The following is a 14143-nucleotide window of genomic DNA, read 5'->3' on the forward strand; positions in this document are numbered from 1 at the left end:
TCTGCTGAAGTATGACCAAATCCGAGTTGGTCGCGCAGCTGGCATCGCGATTTCCGCAACTTGTCCTCAAGGATGCGGATTTCGCGGTGAAAACGATGCTCGATGCGATGTCTGACGCTCTGGCGAAAGGGCACCGCATCGAAATTCGGGGTTTCGGCAGCTTCGGCCTCAACCGTCGCCCGGCACGTGTCGGACGCAACCCGAAGTCGGGGGAGAAAGTGCAGGTGCCCGAGAAGTTCGTGCCGCACTTCAAGCCTGGCAAGGAATTGCGCGAACGCGTCGACGGCCGCGCCGGTGAACCGCTGAAGGCTGACGATCCGGACGACGAGCGTTGAGCGTCGTTCGGTTTGACCGGAACCCGTCCGGCGAAGGCTGAAAAGAAAAGCGCCCCTTGCGGGCGCTTTTTTCATTTCCGGCGACCGCGGCGCAACGGGGCGCGCAGGATCTGCGCAGCCGCGGAAACGCTTCCTTTACAATACGGGTCGATTCGGTGCGGCGAAGGGGAGTCGCGCGCCGCGGCAAACCTCAACAAAGAGAGGGCTTCATGAAGTTTATCGTCTGGCTGATCCGGGTATTGGTGTTCGTGCTGCTGCTGGTGCTTGCGCTGGCCAATACGCAAACCGCGACGCTGAATTTCGTTGCCGGCTACGCATGGCAAGCGCCGCTGATCCTGATCGGCCTGGCATTCTTCGCCGTGGGGCTGCTGGCCGGCCTGCTGTCCGCGCTGCCTTCGATCTTCCGCCTGCGTCTCGAGAACGGGCGCCTGAAGCGCGATCTGCGCGCGGCGCGCGAAACGCCGACCGTCATCGACCAGCCGCCGATGCCGCCCGTCATTTAACACGGACGCCGCGCGACAATCGCGCGGTTTTCGTCTCTGCTTCGATATTTCGCATGGATCTGGATTTCTGGTGGTTGCTCGCGATTCCGGTCGCGTTCGCGCTCGGTTGGGCGGCGTCACGCTATGACCTGAAGAATCTCCTGTCGGAGAGCGCCAACTTGCCGCGATCGTATTTTCGCGGCCTGAACTTTCTGTTGAACGAACAACCCGACAAGGCGATCGACGCATTCATCGAGGTCGCCAAGCTCGATCCCGAGACGGTCGAGCTGCACTTCGCGCTCGGTAACCTGTTCCGTCGTCGCGGCGAAACCGACCGTGCGATTCGCGTGCACCAGAACCTGCTGAGCCGCACGGACCTGCCGGTCAACGAGCGCGACCACGCGCTGTACGAGCTCGGCCAGGATTTCCTCAAGGCAGGCCTGCTCGATCGCGCCGAGGAGGCGTTCCACAAGCTCGCCGACGGCGACTACGCGCTCGGCGCACAGCGGGCGCTGCTGACGATCTATGAGATCGAGAAGGACTGGAACAAGTCGATCGATACCGCGAAACGCATCGAGTCGATGAGCGACAAACCGCTCGGCGCCGAAATCGCGCAGTTTCACTGCGAGCTCGCGCAGGACGCGCTGCAGCGCAAGAACGCAGCCGCGGCGGCCGAACAGCTGCAGCTCGCATTGACCGTGAACCCGCAGAACGTTCGCGCGACGATCCTGTCCGGCGATGCCGCGCAGGCGGACGGCAACCACGCGGCCGCGATCGAGCACTGGAAGCGCGTCGAGGCGCAGAACCCGGCGTATCTGCCGCTCGTCGCCGACAAGCTGATGAAGGCCTATGTCGCGCTCGGCAAGAACGTCGAAGGCGCCGAGCTGCTGATGGGGTATGTCGATCGCTATCCGTCGAACGACCTGCTCGACGTCGCGTATCAGCACATCGCGGGGTTGCGCGGCCAGGACGCGGCGCACACGCTCGCACGCACGCAGATGGAGAAATCGCCGAACCTGTCGGGGATGCTGCACCTGCTCGATGCGCAGATCGCGGCGGCTGACGAGCCGCGTCGTAAGGAACTTGAAATGATGCGTGCGCTGATCAAGCAGCGCACGAAAAATCTGCCACGGTATACGTGCCAGAATTGCGGTTTCCGGGCACGCCTCTTCTATTGGCAGTGCCCCGGATGCAGCGGCTGGGAAACCTATGCGCCGCGCCGCGTCGAACCTGCGATGCCGGGCTGATCCCGGCACGCGGAGCCAACGCGCTGCGGTTGCCGCCGGGCTCGTCCCGGCGGCCAAGTTAGTCAATTACCGGGAAGTACCGGAACATCTATGAAAATCACCATCATCGGCACCGGCTACGTCGGTCTAGTCACGGGCGCATGCCTCGCGGAGATCGGTCACGACGTCTTCTGTCTCGACGTCGATCCGCGCAAGATCGACATCCTGAACAACGGCGGGATGCCGATTCACGAACCGGGGCTGCTGGACATCATCGCGCGTAACCGCGCGGCGGGGCGGTTGCGTTTCTCGACCGACATCGAGGCGAGCGTCGCGCACGGCGAGATCCAGTTCATTGCGGTCGGCACGCCACCCGACGAGGACGGCTCGGCCGACCTGCAATACGTGCTCGAGGCCGCCCGCAACATCGGTCGCCACATGACGAGCTTCAAGGTGATCGTCGACAAGTCGACGGTGCCGGTCGGCACCGCGCAGCGCGTGCGCGGCGTGGTCGACGAAGCGCTTGCCGCTCGCGGGCTCGCGGGCAGCGTCGCGCATCGCTTCTCGGTCGTGTCGAACCCGGAATTCCTGAAGGAAGGCGCGGCGGTCGAGGACTTCATGCGTCCGGACCGGATCATCATCGGCGTCGACGACGACGAGACGGGCACGATCGCGCGCGAGAAGATCAAGAAGCTTTACGCGCCGTTCAACCGCAACCACGAACGCACGATCTACATGGACGTGCGTTCGGCCGAATTCGCGAAATATGCGGCGAATGCGATGCTTGCAACGCGCATCTCGTTCATGAACGAGATGTCGAATCTCGCCGACAAGGTCGGTGCCGACATCGAGGCCGTGCGCCGCGGGATCGGCTCCGATCCGCGCATCGGCTACCACTTCCTGTACGCAGGTGTCGGCTATGGCGGCTCGTGCTTCCCGAAGGACGTCCAGGCGCTGATCCGCACGGCGGGCGAGAACGGCCAGCCGCTGCGCATCCTGGAAGCCGTCGAGGCGGCCAACCATGCGCAGAAGGACGTGCTGATCGGCAAGATCGAGCAGCGCTTCGGCGCCGATCTCACCGGCCGCGAGTTCGCGGTCTGGGGCCTGGCGTTCAAGCCGAACACCGACGACATGCGCGAGGCGCCGAGCCGCCGCCTGATCGCCGCGCTGCTCGAGCGCGGCGCGACCGTGCGCGCGTACGATCCGGTCGCGGTCGACGAGGCGCGGCGCGTGTTCGCGCTGGATTTCGACGGCAATCCGGACGCGCTGGCGCGGCTGCATCTCGTCGATACGCAGGACGTCGCCGTGACGGGCGCGGACGCGCTCGTGATCGTGACCGAATGGAAGGAATTCCGGAGCCCCGATTTCACGCGCCTGAAGGCCGAACTGAAGGCGCCGGTGATCTTCGACGGGCGCAACCTGTACGAGCCGGACGCGATGGCCGAACTGGGCATCGACTACTACGCGATCGGACGGCCGTATGTCGATCCCCAGTCGTCTTCCCGTGGCTGACCCTACGATGAATACTCTTCGCGAAGTCGTTCCGGTGCCGCGCGCGCAGCTCGCGCGCTCGCGCGTGCTTGTCGTCGGCGACGTGATGCTCGATCGTTACTGGTTCGGCAACGTCGATCGCATTTCGCCGGAAGCGCCCGTGCCGGTCGTGCATGTGCAGCGTCAGGAAGAGCGGCTCGGTGGTGCGGCGAACGTCGCGCGCAATGCCGTGACGCTCGGCGGCCAGGCCGGGTTGCTGTGCGTCGTCGGTTGCGACGAACCCGGCGAGCGGATCGTCGAGCTGCTCGGCAGCAGTGGCGTGACGCCTCATCTCGAGCGCGACCCGGCGCTGCCGACCACGATCAAGCTGCGCGTGCTCGCGCGCCAGCAACAACTGCTGCGCGTCGACTTCGAGGCAATGCCGACGCATGAAGTGCTGCTCGCGGGGCTCGCGCGCTTCGACGCGCTGCTGCCGCAGCACGACGTCGTGCTGATGTCGGATTACGCGAAAGGCGGCCTGACGCACGTCACGACGATGATCGAGAAGGCGCGTGCGGCCGGCAAGTCCGTTCTGGTCGACCCGAAGGGCGACGACTGGGCGCGCTATCGCGGCGCGTCGCTGATCACGCCGAATCGCGCGGAATTGCGCGAAGTGGTCGGGCAGTGGAAGTCGGAAGACGATCTGCGTGCGCGGGTTGCGAAGCTGCGTGCGGAACTCGACATCGACGCGCTGCTGCTCACGCGCTCGGAAGAGGGAATGACGCTTTTTTCCGCCACCGGCGAACTGCATGCACCGGCGCTCGCGCGCGAGGTGTTCGACGTGTCGGGCGCGGGCGATACCGTGATCGCGACGGTCGCGACGATGCTCGGCGCGGGCGTGCCGCTGGTCGATGCCGTCGTGCTTGCGAATCGCGCGGCAGGCATCGTGGTCGGCAAGCTCGGCACGGCCACGGTGGACTACGACGAACTGTTTCACTGAGCGCATTCGGCGGCGCGACGAGCGCGCCGCACGAGTGGCTCGCATTTTTCAGGCAGGACGATCATGACCCTCATCGTCACCGGCGCAGCCGGTTTTATCGGCGCGAACATCGTCAAGGCGCTCAACGAGCGCGGCGAGACGCGCATCATCGCGGTCGACAACCTGACGCGCGCGGACAAGTTCCGCAATCTCGTCGATTGCGAGATCGACGACTATCTCGACAAGACGGAATTCGTCGAACGCTTCGCGCGCGGCGATTTCGGCAAGGTACGCGCGGTGTTCCACGAAGGCGCCTGTTCGGACACGATGGAAACCGACGGCCGCTACATGATGGACAACAACTTCCGCTACAGCCGCGCGGTGCTCGACGCATGCCTCGCACAGGGCGCGCAGTTCCTGTACGCATCGTCGGCCGCGATCTACGGCGGCTCGACGCGTTTCGTCGAGGAGCGCGAGGTCGAGGCGCCGCTGAACGTCTACGGCTATTCGAAGTTCCTGTTCGACCAGGTGATTCGCCGCGTGCTGCCCACCGCGAAGAGCCAGATCGCCGGCTTCCGCTATTTCAACGTGTACGGCCCGCGCGAGACGCACAAGGCGCGCATGGCGTCGGTTGCGTTCCACAACTTCAACCAGTTCCGCGCGGAAGGCAAGGTGAAGCTGTTCGGCGAGTACAACGGTTATGCGCCGGGCGAGCAGACGCGCGATTTCGTGTCGGTCGAGGACGTGACGAAGGTGAACCTGTTCTTCTTCGATCATCCGGAGAAATCGGGCATCTTCAACCTCGGCACGGGTCGTGCGCAGCCGTTCAACGATATCGCGTCGACGGTCGTGAACACGCTGCGCGCGCTCGACAACCTGCCGCCGCTGACGCTCGCGCAGCAGGTCGAGCAGGGGCTGGTCGAATACGTGCCGTTCCCCGATGCGCTGCGCGGCAAGTACCAGTGCTTCACGCAGGCCGACCAGACGAAGCTGCGCGCGGCCGGCTACGACACGCCGTTCCTGACCGTGCAGGAAGGCGTCGACCGCTACGTCCGTTGGCTGTCCGGCCAGGTTTAAGCGGACGCGTTGCATCGATAGACTGGGTCTCACGGTCGGCAGCCGCCGGCCGTTTTTCATCGGAGATCCAGCACATGATCAGGAAATGGTTTGCCGCAGCGGCCATGTTCGGCGCGATCGCGTCGGCCTGGGCGGCCGTCGACGTCAACACGGCGAACGAGGATGCGCTCGTCGGCATCAAGGGCATCGGCCCGGCGCGGGCGAAAGCGATTCTCGACGAACGCGGCGCACGCGGTCCGTTCAGGAATGCGGACGATCTCGCGTCACGCGTGAAAGGCATGGGCGGCCATACCGTCGAGCGACTTCAGCAGCAAGGGCTGACGATAGGCGCGGCCGGCTCAGGCGCGGCGGGCTCAGGCACGGCCCCGTCGGCCGCGGCCAAGCCGGCAGCAGCAAAGCCTGCCGCCGCGCCTGCCCGCACCGCGCAGAAGTAACGCGCAGCGCGCGACAGACACAGAGCTCCTTCAGTCGCCGTCGTTGAGACGGCTTCCCGCGGCATGCCGCGGGTTTTTTGCGTGCGTACGCGCTCACGCATCGCGCGGCACGCGTATTCCATCGTCTCAAAGGGGTTGCCGGCGCGAGCGGCGGTGCTGGTTTACAATCGATCGATTGATCGGCCTCGCACTCACGGTATCTCCATGGCTTACAAAACTATCGAAGACACGATCGGCAATACGCCGCTCGTGCAACTGGTCCGCTTGCCGGACGACGAGATTCGCGCGCGCAACAACGTGGTGCTCGCGAAGCTCGAAGGCAACAATCCGGCCGGTTCCGTGAAGGATCGCCCGGCGCTGTCGATGATCAGCAAGGCCGAGGCGCGCGGGCGCATCAAGCCGGGCGATACGCTGATCGAGGCGACGAGCGGCAACACGGGCATCGCGCTGGCGATGGCCGCGGCGATCCGCGGCTACAAGATGGTGCTGATCATGCCGGAGGATCTGTCGGTCGAGCGCCGCCAGAGCATGGCCGCTTATGGCGCCGAAATCGTCCTGACGCCGGTGAAGGGCGGGATGGAGCTGGCGCGCGATCTCGCGGACCAGATGCAGCGCGAAGGCAAGGGCGTGATCCTCGACCAGTTCGCGAACCCCGACAATCCCATTGCGCACTACGAAGCGACGGGCCCGGAGATCTGGCGCGATACCGAAGGGCGCATCACGCACTTCGTGTCGGCCATGGGCACGACGGGCACGATCATGGGCACGTCGCGTTACCTGAAGGAACAGAACCCGGCGATCGAGATCGTCGGTGCGCAGCCGGAAGACGGCTCGCGCATTCCGGGCATCCGCAAGTGGCCGGAAGCGTACATGCCGACGATCTTCGATCGCAGCCGTGTCGACCGCGTCGAGAGCGTGAGCCAGGCCGCGTCGGAAACGATGGCGCGCCGGCTCGCGGCGGTCGAAGGCATCTTCGCGGGCATTTCGTCGGGCGGCGCATGCGAAGTCGCGATGCGCATCGCGCGTCAGGTCGAGAATGCGACGATCGTGTTCATCATCTGCGATCGCGGCGACCGTTACCTGTCCACGGGTGTGTTCCCCGCGTGAGCGCGGGGTGGCATGCGTCGCGCATGCGATAAAAAAAACGCCGCGCGAGCGGCGTTTTTTCTTTGGCCGGGCGGTGCTTACTGCGACTGCGCGTCGGCGTCGGCCGGGCTCAGCGCGCCGCTCGCTTCCATCTGCGCCTTCACGGCTTCGCCGAGCTGGTACACGGTGAGTGCGTAGAAGAAGCTGCGGTTGTAGCGCGTCAGCACGTAGAAATTCTTGAGACCGAGCATGTATTCCGTCGCACGCCCCGGCGACGGCAGGTCGACCACCGTCACGGGCGTGCCGGCTTCGGTGGTGATGTTGACCGTCGGTTCGTTCAGCGTCATGCCCGCGCGCAGCAGTTGCGACAGCGCCCAGTGCGGTTCGGGCTGGCCGTCGGCGGCGGCTTGTGCGATGCCCAGGCTGCCCGTATCGGGCGTGATCTGCCAGACCACCGGACGATCGGTTTCCCAGCCGTGCTGCTTCAGGTAGTTCGCGACGCTGCCGATCGCGTCGACCGGGCTGCTGCGCAGATCGACATGGCCCGTGCCGTCGAAGTCGACCGCATATTCGCGGATGCTGCTCGGCAGGAACTGCGGAATCCCGATTGCGCCCGTATACGAACCGAGCACGGTGGTCGGATCGAGCTGGTTGTCGCGAGTCCAGACCAGGAAATCCTCGAGGTTCTTGCGGAACGTCGCCTGGCGGCTGTCGCGATTCGGCGTGTCCGGGTAGTCGAACGTGAGCGTCGTCAGCGCGTCGAGCACGCGGAAATTGCCCATGTAGCGGCCATAGATCGTCTCGACGCCGATGATGCCGACGATCACCTCGGGCGGCACGCCGAATTCCGCGGAGGCGCGCTGCAGCGTTGCCTGGTTCGCCTTCCAGAACTTCACACCCGCGTTGATGCGGATCGGCTCGATGAAGCGCGAGCGATAAACGCGCCAGTTCTTGACCGTCGGCGACGCGGCGGGCTTCACGAGCTTGACGGCCGTCGCCGAATAGCTGATGCGCGAGAACAGCGCATGCAGGCTCGTCGAGTCGAAGCCGTTGCGGCTGACCATCTCGTCGATGAACGCGTCGACCTTCGCGTTGTTCGCGTAACGCTGCGGAACGATTTCCTCTTCGAAGGTCTGGCCCGGTGGCGACGGCTGCTGGGGCTGTGCCTGCGCGACGAGCTTGCCGGCGGACTTCGCGGGTTGCGTCTGCGCGCCGGCGGGCGTGGCGCCGAGGGCCGCGACGACGGCGGCGGCAACGAGCGGGCCGCGAACACGGAACAGTGCGGAGAGAAGGGCGGCAGGCTTGCTGGAATTCATGTCGAAGCGGGCGGACAGGGCGATTGTGTTCGGCGCAGTATACCTGCGCATCCGGCGCGTCGGGGCGAAGCGGGCCCCCGTTGTGGTAAGTTAGCGGCGAATTCGCGGCAGACGATGGACATCATTGATGGAGACCTGCGGCGCACCGCGCGCTGCCGATGACAGCTTATGGCAACCGCTTTCTATACGCACCCCGACTGCATGCTGCACGAGATGGGGGAATGGCATCCGGAATGCCCGGCCCGATTGTCGGCGATCCAGGATCAACTGATTGCGAGCCGCATCGACGACCTGATCGTGCACGAAACCGCGCCGTTCGCGAGCGAAGTGGCGCTGGGCCGTGTGCATACGCAGGCGCACATCGACTACATCCGGAGCATGACGCCGGTCGACGGCTACGTCGAGATCGATCCCGATACGCTGATGAACCGCGATACGTGGCGCGCGGCGCTGCGTGCGGCCGGCGCCGCGATCGCGGCGACCGACGCGGTGATCGAAGGCCGCTACGCGAATGCGTTCTGCGGCGTCCGGCCGCCCGGCCACCATGCGGAGCCCGCGCGCGCGATGGGTTTCTGCTTCTTCAACAACGTCGCGATCGCCGCGCGGCATGCGCTCGACGTGCACGGTCTCGAGCGCGTCGCGATCATCGATTTCGACGTGCACCACGGCAACGGCACCGAGGCTGCGTTCGCGAACGACGAGCGCGTGCTGATGTGCAGCTTCTTCCAGCATCCGCTGTACCCGTTCTCGGGCGTCGATCACCAGGCGCCGAACATGGTCAACCTGCCGATGCCCGCGCGCAGCAACGGGATGGCGATCCGCGAAGCCGTCGACATGTTCTGGCTGCCGCGTCTCGACGCGTTCAAGCCGCAGATGCTGTTCGTGTCGGCCGGCTTCGATGCGCATCGCGAGGACGACATCGGCAACCTCGGCCTCGTCGAGGCCGACTTCGAATGGCTGACCGCGCAGATCGTCGACGTCGCGCGCCGTCATGCGCAGGGCCGCATCGTGAGCTGCCTCGAAGGCGGCTACAACCTGTCCGCGCTCGGGCGCAGCGTCGTCGCGCACCTGCGCGTGCTGGCCGGCATCTGACCGGCCGGCCGGGCCGCGCGCGCTCAGCGCGCCGGCGCGCGCGCGTGAATCCACGCGATCAGCGCGTCGATCACGCGGTCGCGTTCGAGATCGTTCATCGTTTCGTGGAAGCCGCCTTCGTATAGCGTCAGCGTACGATCGGGCGAGCCGACCCGCGCGCCGAACGCGCGGCTGCCGTCGGGTTCGGTCAGCTTGTCCTCGGTGCCGTGATAGACGAGTACCGGTACGCGCAGCGCGCCGCGGCCGCTTTCGATGCGCGCCATCGCATCGAGTATCTCCGCGCCGGTGCGCGCGGGCACCGCGCCGTGATGCACGAGCGGATCGGCGCGATTGGCCGCGACGATGGCCGGATCGCGCGACAGCAGCGCCGCATCGATCCTGATCGCGGGGAAGGTCGGCCATGCGCGGCTGATGATACGGCTCACCGCCAGCATCCAGCGCGGCACGTCGCGCCCCGGCGCGAGCGCCGGGCTCGACAACACGAGGCCCGTCAGCGCGTGGCCGCGGGCCGGCGCGCGTTCGATCGCGTACAGCGCCGCGACCGCGCCGCCCATGCTGTGTCCCATCAGGAACAACGGCGAATGACCGCGCGCCGCTTCGGCGACCAGCGCATCCGCATCGTTCAGGTAGCCGTCGAAGCGCTCGACCCACGCGCGTTTGCCCGGCGACTGGCCGTGCCCGCGCAGATCGATCGCGAGCACGTCGATGCCGGCCGCGTTGAGCCGGCCGGCGAGCGCGGCATAACGGCCCGCGTGTTCGGCGAGGCCGTGCACGAGCGCGATCGTCGCGCGCGGCGGCACCGTGCCGTCGCCGGCCGGCCAGCGGTACGACGCCAGTTCGAGCCCGTCCGCGGTACGCAGCCGGCCCATTTTCGGCGCGGGCGGCGACGAAGACGCCGATCCGGCGGTGGCGGGTGCGGCGGCCGGCGTGGTGGTGGCGGTCATCTGGCGTGTCCCCTGTTCGTTGGCATGCGTGTTCCGGATCATAGTCGCGGCATTCCTGCGGCGGGCCAGCAGCGCCCCTCTAATTTCGTGTAGTTATGAAAAGATCGAAATCGATTATTAAGGGGAATGAGGGGTTTGCGGTAAAATCGACGGTTATTCCAGATCCTTCGGCGGCCGACTGGCGGGCCAACTCGCCAGCCGGCCGCCGTTTTGTTTACATGATCGAATTACGCAATCTTTCGCAGCGTTTTCCCGGGCCGAGCGGCTGGGTCGAGGCGTTGCACAACGTCAACCTGACGATCCCGCAGGGCGAGGTGTTCGGCATCATCGGCCGAAGCGGCGCCGGCAAGAGCACGCTCGTGCGCACCATCAACCTGCTTACGCGGCCGACCGAAGGCAATGTCGTCGTCGGCGGGCGCGATCTCACGCTGCTGCCGGCCGGCCAGTTGCGCGAGGCACGCCGCGAGATCGGCATGATTTTCCAGCACTTCAACCTGCTGTCGTCGCGCACGGTGTTCGACAACGTCGCGTTGCCGCTCGAACTGGCCGGCGCAAGCCGGGCCGACATCGAGGCTGCCGTGCTGCCGCTGCTCGACCTCGTCGGGCTGTCCGCGCAGAAGGATCGTTATCCGGCGCAGATCAGCGGCGGACAGAAGCAGCGCGTCGGCATCGCACGCGCGCTTGCGAGCCAGCCGAAGGTGCTGCTGTCGGACGAAGCGACGTCCGCGCTCGATCCCGAGACCACGCGTTCGATCCTCGACCTGCTGAAGCGCATCAACCGCGAACTCGGCCTGACGATCGTGCTGATCACGCACCAGATGGAAGTGATCAAGCAGGTGTGCGATCGCGTCGCGGTGCTCGATGCGGGGCGCGTGGTCGAGGAAGGCCGCGTGATCGACGTGTTCCTGCAGCCACATCACGAAGTGACGCGCGCGCTGATCGGCGACGTGATCGCGCAGGAGCTGCCGCCCGCGCTGAAGGCGCGTGTGGCCGAGCGGCTGAAGACGGGCAGCGGGCATCTGCTGCGGCTCGCGTTCACGGGCTCGGGTGTCGACCAGCCGATCCTGTCGGAGACGATCCGCCGGTACGAACTCGATTTCAACATCCTGCACGGCCAGATCGACGAGATCCAGGGGCAGGCATTCGGTTCGCTCGCGGTGCTCGCGGGCGGCGAGCCGGGCAAGGTCGGGCAGGCGCTCGCGTTCCTGCGCGAGCAAGGTGTGGTGGTAGAGGAGCTTTCGTATGTTGAGTGAGATGTTCGATATGTTCGTGCAGTCGTTCTGGGAGACGCTGATCATGGTCGGTATCTCCGGGGCGGTCGGCGCGCTCGTCGGGCTGCCGCTCGGCGTGCTGCTCTACCTGACCGACCGCCAGGGCGTGCTGCAGAACCTCGCGGTGAATCGCGTGCTCGGCGGCATCGTGAATGCCGTCCGTTCGACGCCGTTCATCATCCTGCTGGTTGCGGTGATTCCGTTCACGCGGCTCGTCACGGGTTCGTCGATCGGCACGGCCGCGGCGGTCGTGCCGCTGACGCTCGCGGCGGCACCGTTCATCGCACGTCTCGTCGAGACGGCGCTGCGCGAAGTCGACCGTGGGCTGATCGAGGCCGCGCAATCGATGGGCGCGACCACGTCGCAGATCGTCTTCAAGGTGCTGTTGCCCGAATCGCTGCCGGGCGTCGTGGCGGGGCTGACGATCACGTTCGTGTCGCTGGTCGGTTACTCGGCGATGGCCGGCGCGATCGGCGGCGGCGGGCTCGGCGATCTCGGGATCCGCTACGGCTACCAGCGTTATCTGCCGGAAGTGATGTGGACGGTGGTCGCGATCCTGATCGTGTTCGTGCAGATCGTGCAGTCGTTCGGCGACTGGCTCGTGCGCCGGCTGAGCCACAAATAAGACCAGATTGATCCGTTAGGGGAGACACGATGCAACGACGCTTCATGTTGAAGTTCGCGGCGGCACTCGGTGCGGCCGCGCTGTTCGCGGGCGCGCACGCGCAGGCCGAAACCATCAAGGTGGGTGTGACGGGCGGGCCGCACGCGCAGATCATGGAGGCGGTGAAGAAGGTCGCGGCGAAGAGCGGCCTCGAGATCCGCATCGTCGAATTCTCCGATTACGTGCAGCCGAACGCCGCGCTCGCGGCGGGCGACCTCGACGCGAACAGCTACCAGCACGATCCGTATCTGCAGGCGCAGGTGAAGGATCGCGGCTACAAGCTGATCAAGGTCGCGGATACCGTCACGTTCCCGATGGGCATCTATTCGAAGCGCGTGAAGTCGCTGGCCGAACTGAAGCCGGGCGCGCGCGTCGCGGTGCCGAACGATCCGACCAACGGCGGCCGTGCGCTGCTGTTGCTGCAAAAGCAGGGTCTCCTGAAGCTGCGCGCGGATGCCGGGCTGAAGGCGACGCCGCTCGATATCGTCGACAATCCGCGCAAGCTGAAGATCGTCGAACTCGATGCGGCGCAGATTCCGCGCTCGCTCGGCGACGTCGACGCGGCCGCGATCAATACCAACTACGCGATGGAAGCGGGGTTGAAACCGAAACAGGACGCGATCGCGATCGAGGGCCCGAACGGTCCGTACGCGAACATCCTCGCGATTCGCGAGGCGGACCGGAACAAGCCGTGGGTCGCGAAACTCGTTGCCGCCTATCATTCGGCCGACGTGAAGCAGTTCATCGAAGGCAAGTTCGGCGGCGCGGTCATAACCGCCTGGTAACGGGCGCAGCACGGGGCGCCCGGCGAGATTAGAGTCGATGATCGAAACCCCGGGCTTTGCGTCCGGGTTTTTTCTCTTTTAAAATAGAACGATCGTTCGCTATCATTGGCGCGTCGCCAAGAAGCGGTATCCTCGACAGCCACGATGGATGGGTCCGCTTGGCCGCGCAGTCATGAGGCCTCGCTATAAAATGGCCTCTGGTCGTATTCGTAACTTTGGAGCGTGTGCATGAAAATCCTGGTGCCAGTGAAAAGAGTGGTCGATTACAACGTGAAGGTCCGCGTGAAGTCGGACAACACGGGTGTCGACATCGCGAACGTGAAGATGTCGATGAACCCGTTCGACGAAATCGCCGTTGAAGAAGCCGTGCGCCTGAAGGAAGCGGGCGTCGCGACCGAAGTGATCGCCGTGTCGGTGGGCGTCACGCAGGCGCAGGAAACGCTGCGCACGGCGCTGGCGATCGGCGCGGATCGCGCGATCCTCGTCGAATCGACCGACAGCGTCGAGCCGCTGGCCGTCGCGAAGATCCTGAAGGCGCTGGTCGACAAGGAGCAGCCGCAACTGGTGATCCTCGGCAAGCAGGCGATCGACGACGATTCGAACCAGACGGGCCAGATGCTGGCCGCGCTGGCCGGCCTGCCGCAAGCGACGTTCGCGTCGAAGGTGACGGTGGCAGACGGCAAGGCCACGGTCGCACGCGAAGTCGACGGCGGCGCGGAAACGCTGTCGCTGACGCTGCCGGCGGTGATCACGACCGACCTGCGCCTGAACGAGCCGCGCTACGTGACGCTGCCGAACATCATGAAGGCGAAGAAGAAGCCGCTGGAAACCGTGAAGCCGGAAGACCTGGGCGTGGACGTCGCGCCGCGTCTGAAGACGCTGAAGGTGGTCGAGCCGCCGAAGCGCGCGGCCGGCGTGAAGGTGCCGGACGTGAAGACGCTGGTCGAGAAGCTGAAGACCGAAGCCAAGGTGCTGTAAGAGG

General features: G+C 65.7%; 15 protein-coding genes. 13 read left to right on the top strand and 2 right to left on the bottom strand.

Going from position 1 to position 14143, the window contains the following annotated elements:
- Window positions 1-11: 11 nt before the first annotated feature.
- The 8 genes from ACN22W_RS05300 to cysM all read left to right on the top strand — a co-directional run bounded on the left by ACN22W_RS05300 (window position 12) and on the right by cysM (window position 7110).
- On the top strand, window positions 12-335 hold the full coding sequence (locus ACN22W_RS05300; RefSeq protein WP_006486894.1) for an integration host factor subunit beta: 324 nt from the start codon (window positions 12-14) through the stop codon (window positions 333-335).
- A 209-nt stretch (window positions 336-544) separates the two neighbouring features.
- Entirely contained in the window at window positions 545-838 is a 294-nt protein-coding gene (locus tag ACN22W_RS05305) for a lipopolysaccharide assembly protein LapA domain-containing protein (RefSeq protein WP_129514749.1), read from the top strand.
- Window positions 839-891: 53 nt separating this feature from the next.
- Window positions 892-2064 carry a lipopolysaccharide assembly protein LapB gene (gene lapB, locus ACN22W_RS05310; RefSeq protein ID WP_193097877.1) on the top strand — a complete coding sequence of 391 codons (1173 nt, stop codon included), beginning with the start codon at window positions 892-894 and terminating at the stop codon, window positions 2062-2064.
- A gap of 90 nt (window positions 2065-2154) precedes the next feature.
- The gene (locus ACN22W_RS05315; protein WP_193097878.1) at window positions 2155-3555 is read left to right on the top strand and encodes a UDP-glucose dehydrogenase family protein; all 1401 of its coding nucleotides are present in this window, start codon (window positions 2155-2157) and stop codon (window positions 3553-3555) included.
- 7 nt (window positions 3556-3562) lie between these two features.
- Window positions 3563-4513, top strand: a complete 951-nt coding sequence (gene rfaE1 / locus ACN22W_RS05320) for a D-glycero-beta-D-manno-heptose-7-phosphate kinase (RefSeq protein ID WP_051363294.1) — start codon at window positions 3563-3565, stop codon at window positions 4511-4513.
- A gap of 63 nt (window positions 4514-4576) precedes the next feature.
- Entirely contained in the window at window positions 4577-5569 is a 993-nt protein-coding gene (gene rfaD / locus ACN22W_RS05325; protein ID WP_419686612.1) for an ADP-glyceromanno-heptose 6-epimerase, read from the top strand.
- Window positions 5570-5643: 74 nt separating this feature from the next.
- Window positions 5644-6003, top strand: a complete 360-nt coding sequence (locus tag ACN22W_RS05330; protein WP_129514011.1) for a ComEA family DNA-binding protein — start codon at window positions 5644-5646, stop codon at window positions 6001-6003.
- A 204-nt stretch (window positions 6004-6207) separates the two neighbouring features.
- Window positions 6208-7110: a cysteine synthase CysM gene (cysM, locus tag ACN22W_RS05335; protein WP_048249622.1), complete on the top strand. Its 903-nt coding sequence runs from the start codon at window positions 6208-6210 to the stop codon at window positions 7108-7110.
- A gap of 77 nt (window positions 7111-7187) precedes the next feature.
- Here the strand turns inward: cysM and mltB are convergent, their stop codons facing one another.
- On the bottom strand, window positions 7188-8405 hold the full coding sequence (gene mltB, locus ACN22W_RS05340; protein WP_048249723.1) for a lytic murein transglycosylase B: 1218 nt from the start codon (window positions 8403-8405) through the stop codon (window positions 7188-7190).
- A gap of 168 nt (window positions 8406-8573) precedes the next feature.
- On the opposite strand from mltB, the gene ACN22W_RS05345 reads away from it, so the two are divergent.
- Window positions 8574-9497 (top strand): histone deacetylase family protein, encoded by a 924-nt coding sequence (locus ACN22W_RS05345; protein WP_011351344.1) that lies wholly within the window; start codon window positions 8574-8576, stop codon window positions 9495-9497.
- A 23-nt stretch (window positions 9498-9520) separates the two neighbouring features.
- Here ACN22W_RS05345 and ACN22W_RS05350 read toward each other — a convergent pair whose 3' ends face one another.
- Window positions 9521-10441: an alpha/beta hydrolase gene (locus tag ACN22W_RS05350; protein WP_419686614.1), complete on the bottom strand. Its 921-nt coding sequence runs from the start codon at window positions 10439-10441 to the stop codon at window positions 9521-9523.
- A gap of 218 nt (window positions 10442-10659) precedes the next feature.
- Here ACN22W_RS05350 and ACN22W_RS05355 point away from each other — a divergent pair, with 218 nt between their 5' ends.
- From ACN22W_RS05355 to ACN22W_RS05370, 4 genes are all read left to right on the top strand, one after another.
- Window positions 10660-11694 carry a methionine ABC transporter ATP-binding protein gene (locus ACN22W_RS05355; RefSeq protein WP_048249619.1) on the top strand — a complete coding sequence of 345 codons (1035 nt, stop codon included), beginning with the start codon at window positions 10660-10662 and terminating at the stop codon, window positions 11692-11694.
- A complete protein-coding gene (locus tag ACN22W_RS05360) occupies window positions 11684-12337 on the top strand; it encodes a methionine ABC transporter permease (RefSeq protein WP_006486982.1) in 654 nt (217 codons plus the stop codon). The genes ACN22W_RS05355 and ACN22W_RS05360 overlap by 11 nt, the downstream gene beginning before the upstream one ends.
- Before the next feature lie 29 nt (window positions 12338-12366).
- Entirely contained in the window at window positions 12367-13161 is a 795-nt protein-coding gene (locus ACN22W_RS05365; RefSeq protein ID WP_419686616.1) for a MetQ/NlpA family ABC transporter substrate-binding protein, read from the top strand.
- Window positions 13162-13389: 228 nt separating this feature from the next.
- Window positions 13390-14139, top strand: coding sequence for an electron transfer flavoprotein subunit beta/FixA family protein (locus tag ACN22W_RS05370; RefSeq protein ID WP_047900131.1), 750 nt, complete (start codon window positions 13390-13392; stop codon window positions 14137-14139).
- Window positions 14140-14143: the final 4 nt, after the last annotated feature.

Origin of the sequence: Burkholderia theae (assembly GCF_048565265.1) — a bacterium.
GTDB classification, from domain to species: Bacteria; Pseudomonadota; Gammaproteobacteria; order Burkholderiales; family Burkholderiaceae; genus Burkholderia; species Burkholderia theae.

Bases quoted from the DNA above. Each gene is read 5' to 3' on its own strand.
- ACN22W_RS05305 (WP_129514749.1), top strand. From the start codon at position 545: ATGAAGTTTATCGTCTGGCTGATCCGGGTATTGGTGTTCGTGCTGCTG.
- ACN22W_RS05345 (WP_011351344.1), top strand. From the start codon at position 8,574: ATGGCAACCGCTTTCTATACGCACCCCGACTGCATGCTGCACGAGATG.
- ACN22W_RS05365 (WP_419686616.1), top strand. From the start codon at position 12,367: ATGCAACGACGCTTCATGTTGAAGTTCGCGGCGGCACTCGGTGCGGCC.
- mltB (WP_048249723.1), bottom strand. From the start codon at position 8,405: ATGAATTCCAGCAAGCCTGCCGCCCTTCTCTCCGCACTGTTCCGTGTT.
- cysM (WP_048249622.1), top strand. From the start codon at position 6,208: ATGGCTTACAAAACTATCGAAGACACGATCGGCAATACGCCGCTCGTG.
- ACN22W_RS05355 (WP_048249619.1), top strand. From the start codon at position 10,660: ATGATCGAATTACGCAATCTTTCGCAGCGTTTTCCCGGGCCGAGCGGC.
- ACN22W_RS05300 (WP_006486894.1), top strand. From the start codon at position 12: ATGACCAAATCCGAGTTGGTCGCGCAGCTGGCATCGCGATTTCCGCAA.
- ACN22W_RS05315 (WP_193097878.1), top strand. From the start codon at position 2,155: ATGAAAATCACCATCATCGGCACCGGCTACGTCGGTCTAGTCACGGGC.
- rfaD (WP_419686612.1), top strand. From the start codon at position 4,577: ATGACCCTCATCGTCACCGGCGCAGCCGGTTTTATCGGCGCGAACATC.
- ACN22W_RS05370 (WP_047900131.1), top strand. From the start codon at position 13,390: ATGAAAATCCTGGTGCCAGTGAAAAGAGTGGTCGATTACAACGTGAAG.
- lapB (WP_193097877.1), top strand. From the start codon at position 892: ATGGATCTGGATTTCTGGTGGTTGCTCGCGATTCCGGTCGCGTTCGCG.
- ACN22W_RS05350 (WP_419686614.1), bottom strand. From the start codon at position 10,441: ATGACCGCCACCACCACGCCGGCCGCCGCACCCGCCACCGCCGGATCG.
- ACN22W_RS05330 (WP_129514011.1), top strand. From the start codon at position 5,644: ATGATCAGGAAATGGTTTGCCGCAGCGGCCATGTTCGGCGCGATCGCG.
- ACN22W_RS05360 (WP_006486982.1), top strand. From the start codon at position 11,684: ATGTTGAGTGAGATGTTCGATATGTTCGTGCAGTCGTTCTGGGAGACG.
- rfaE1 (WP_051363294.1), top strand. From the start codon at position 3,563: ATGAATACTCTTCGCGAAGTCGTTCCGGTGCCGCGCGCGCAGCTCGCG.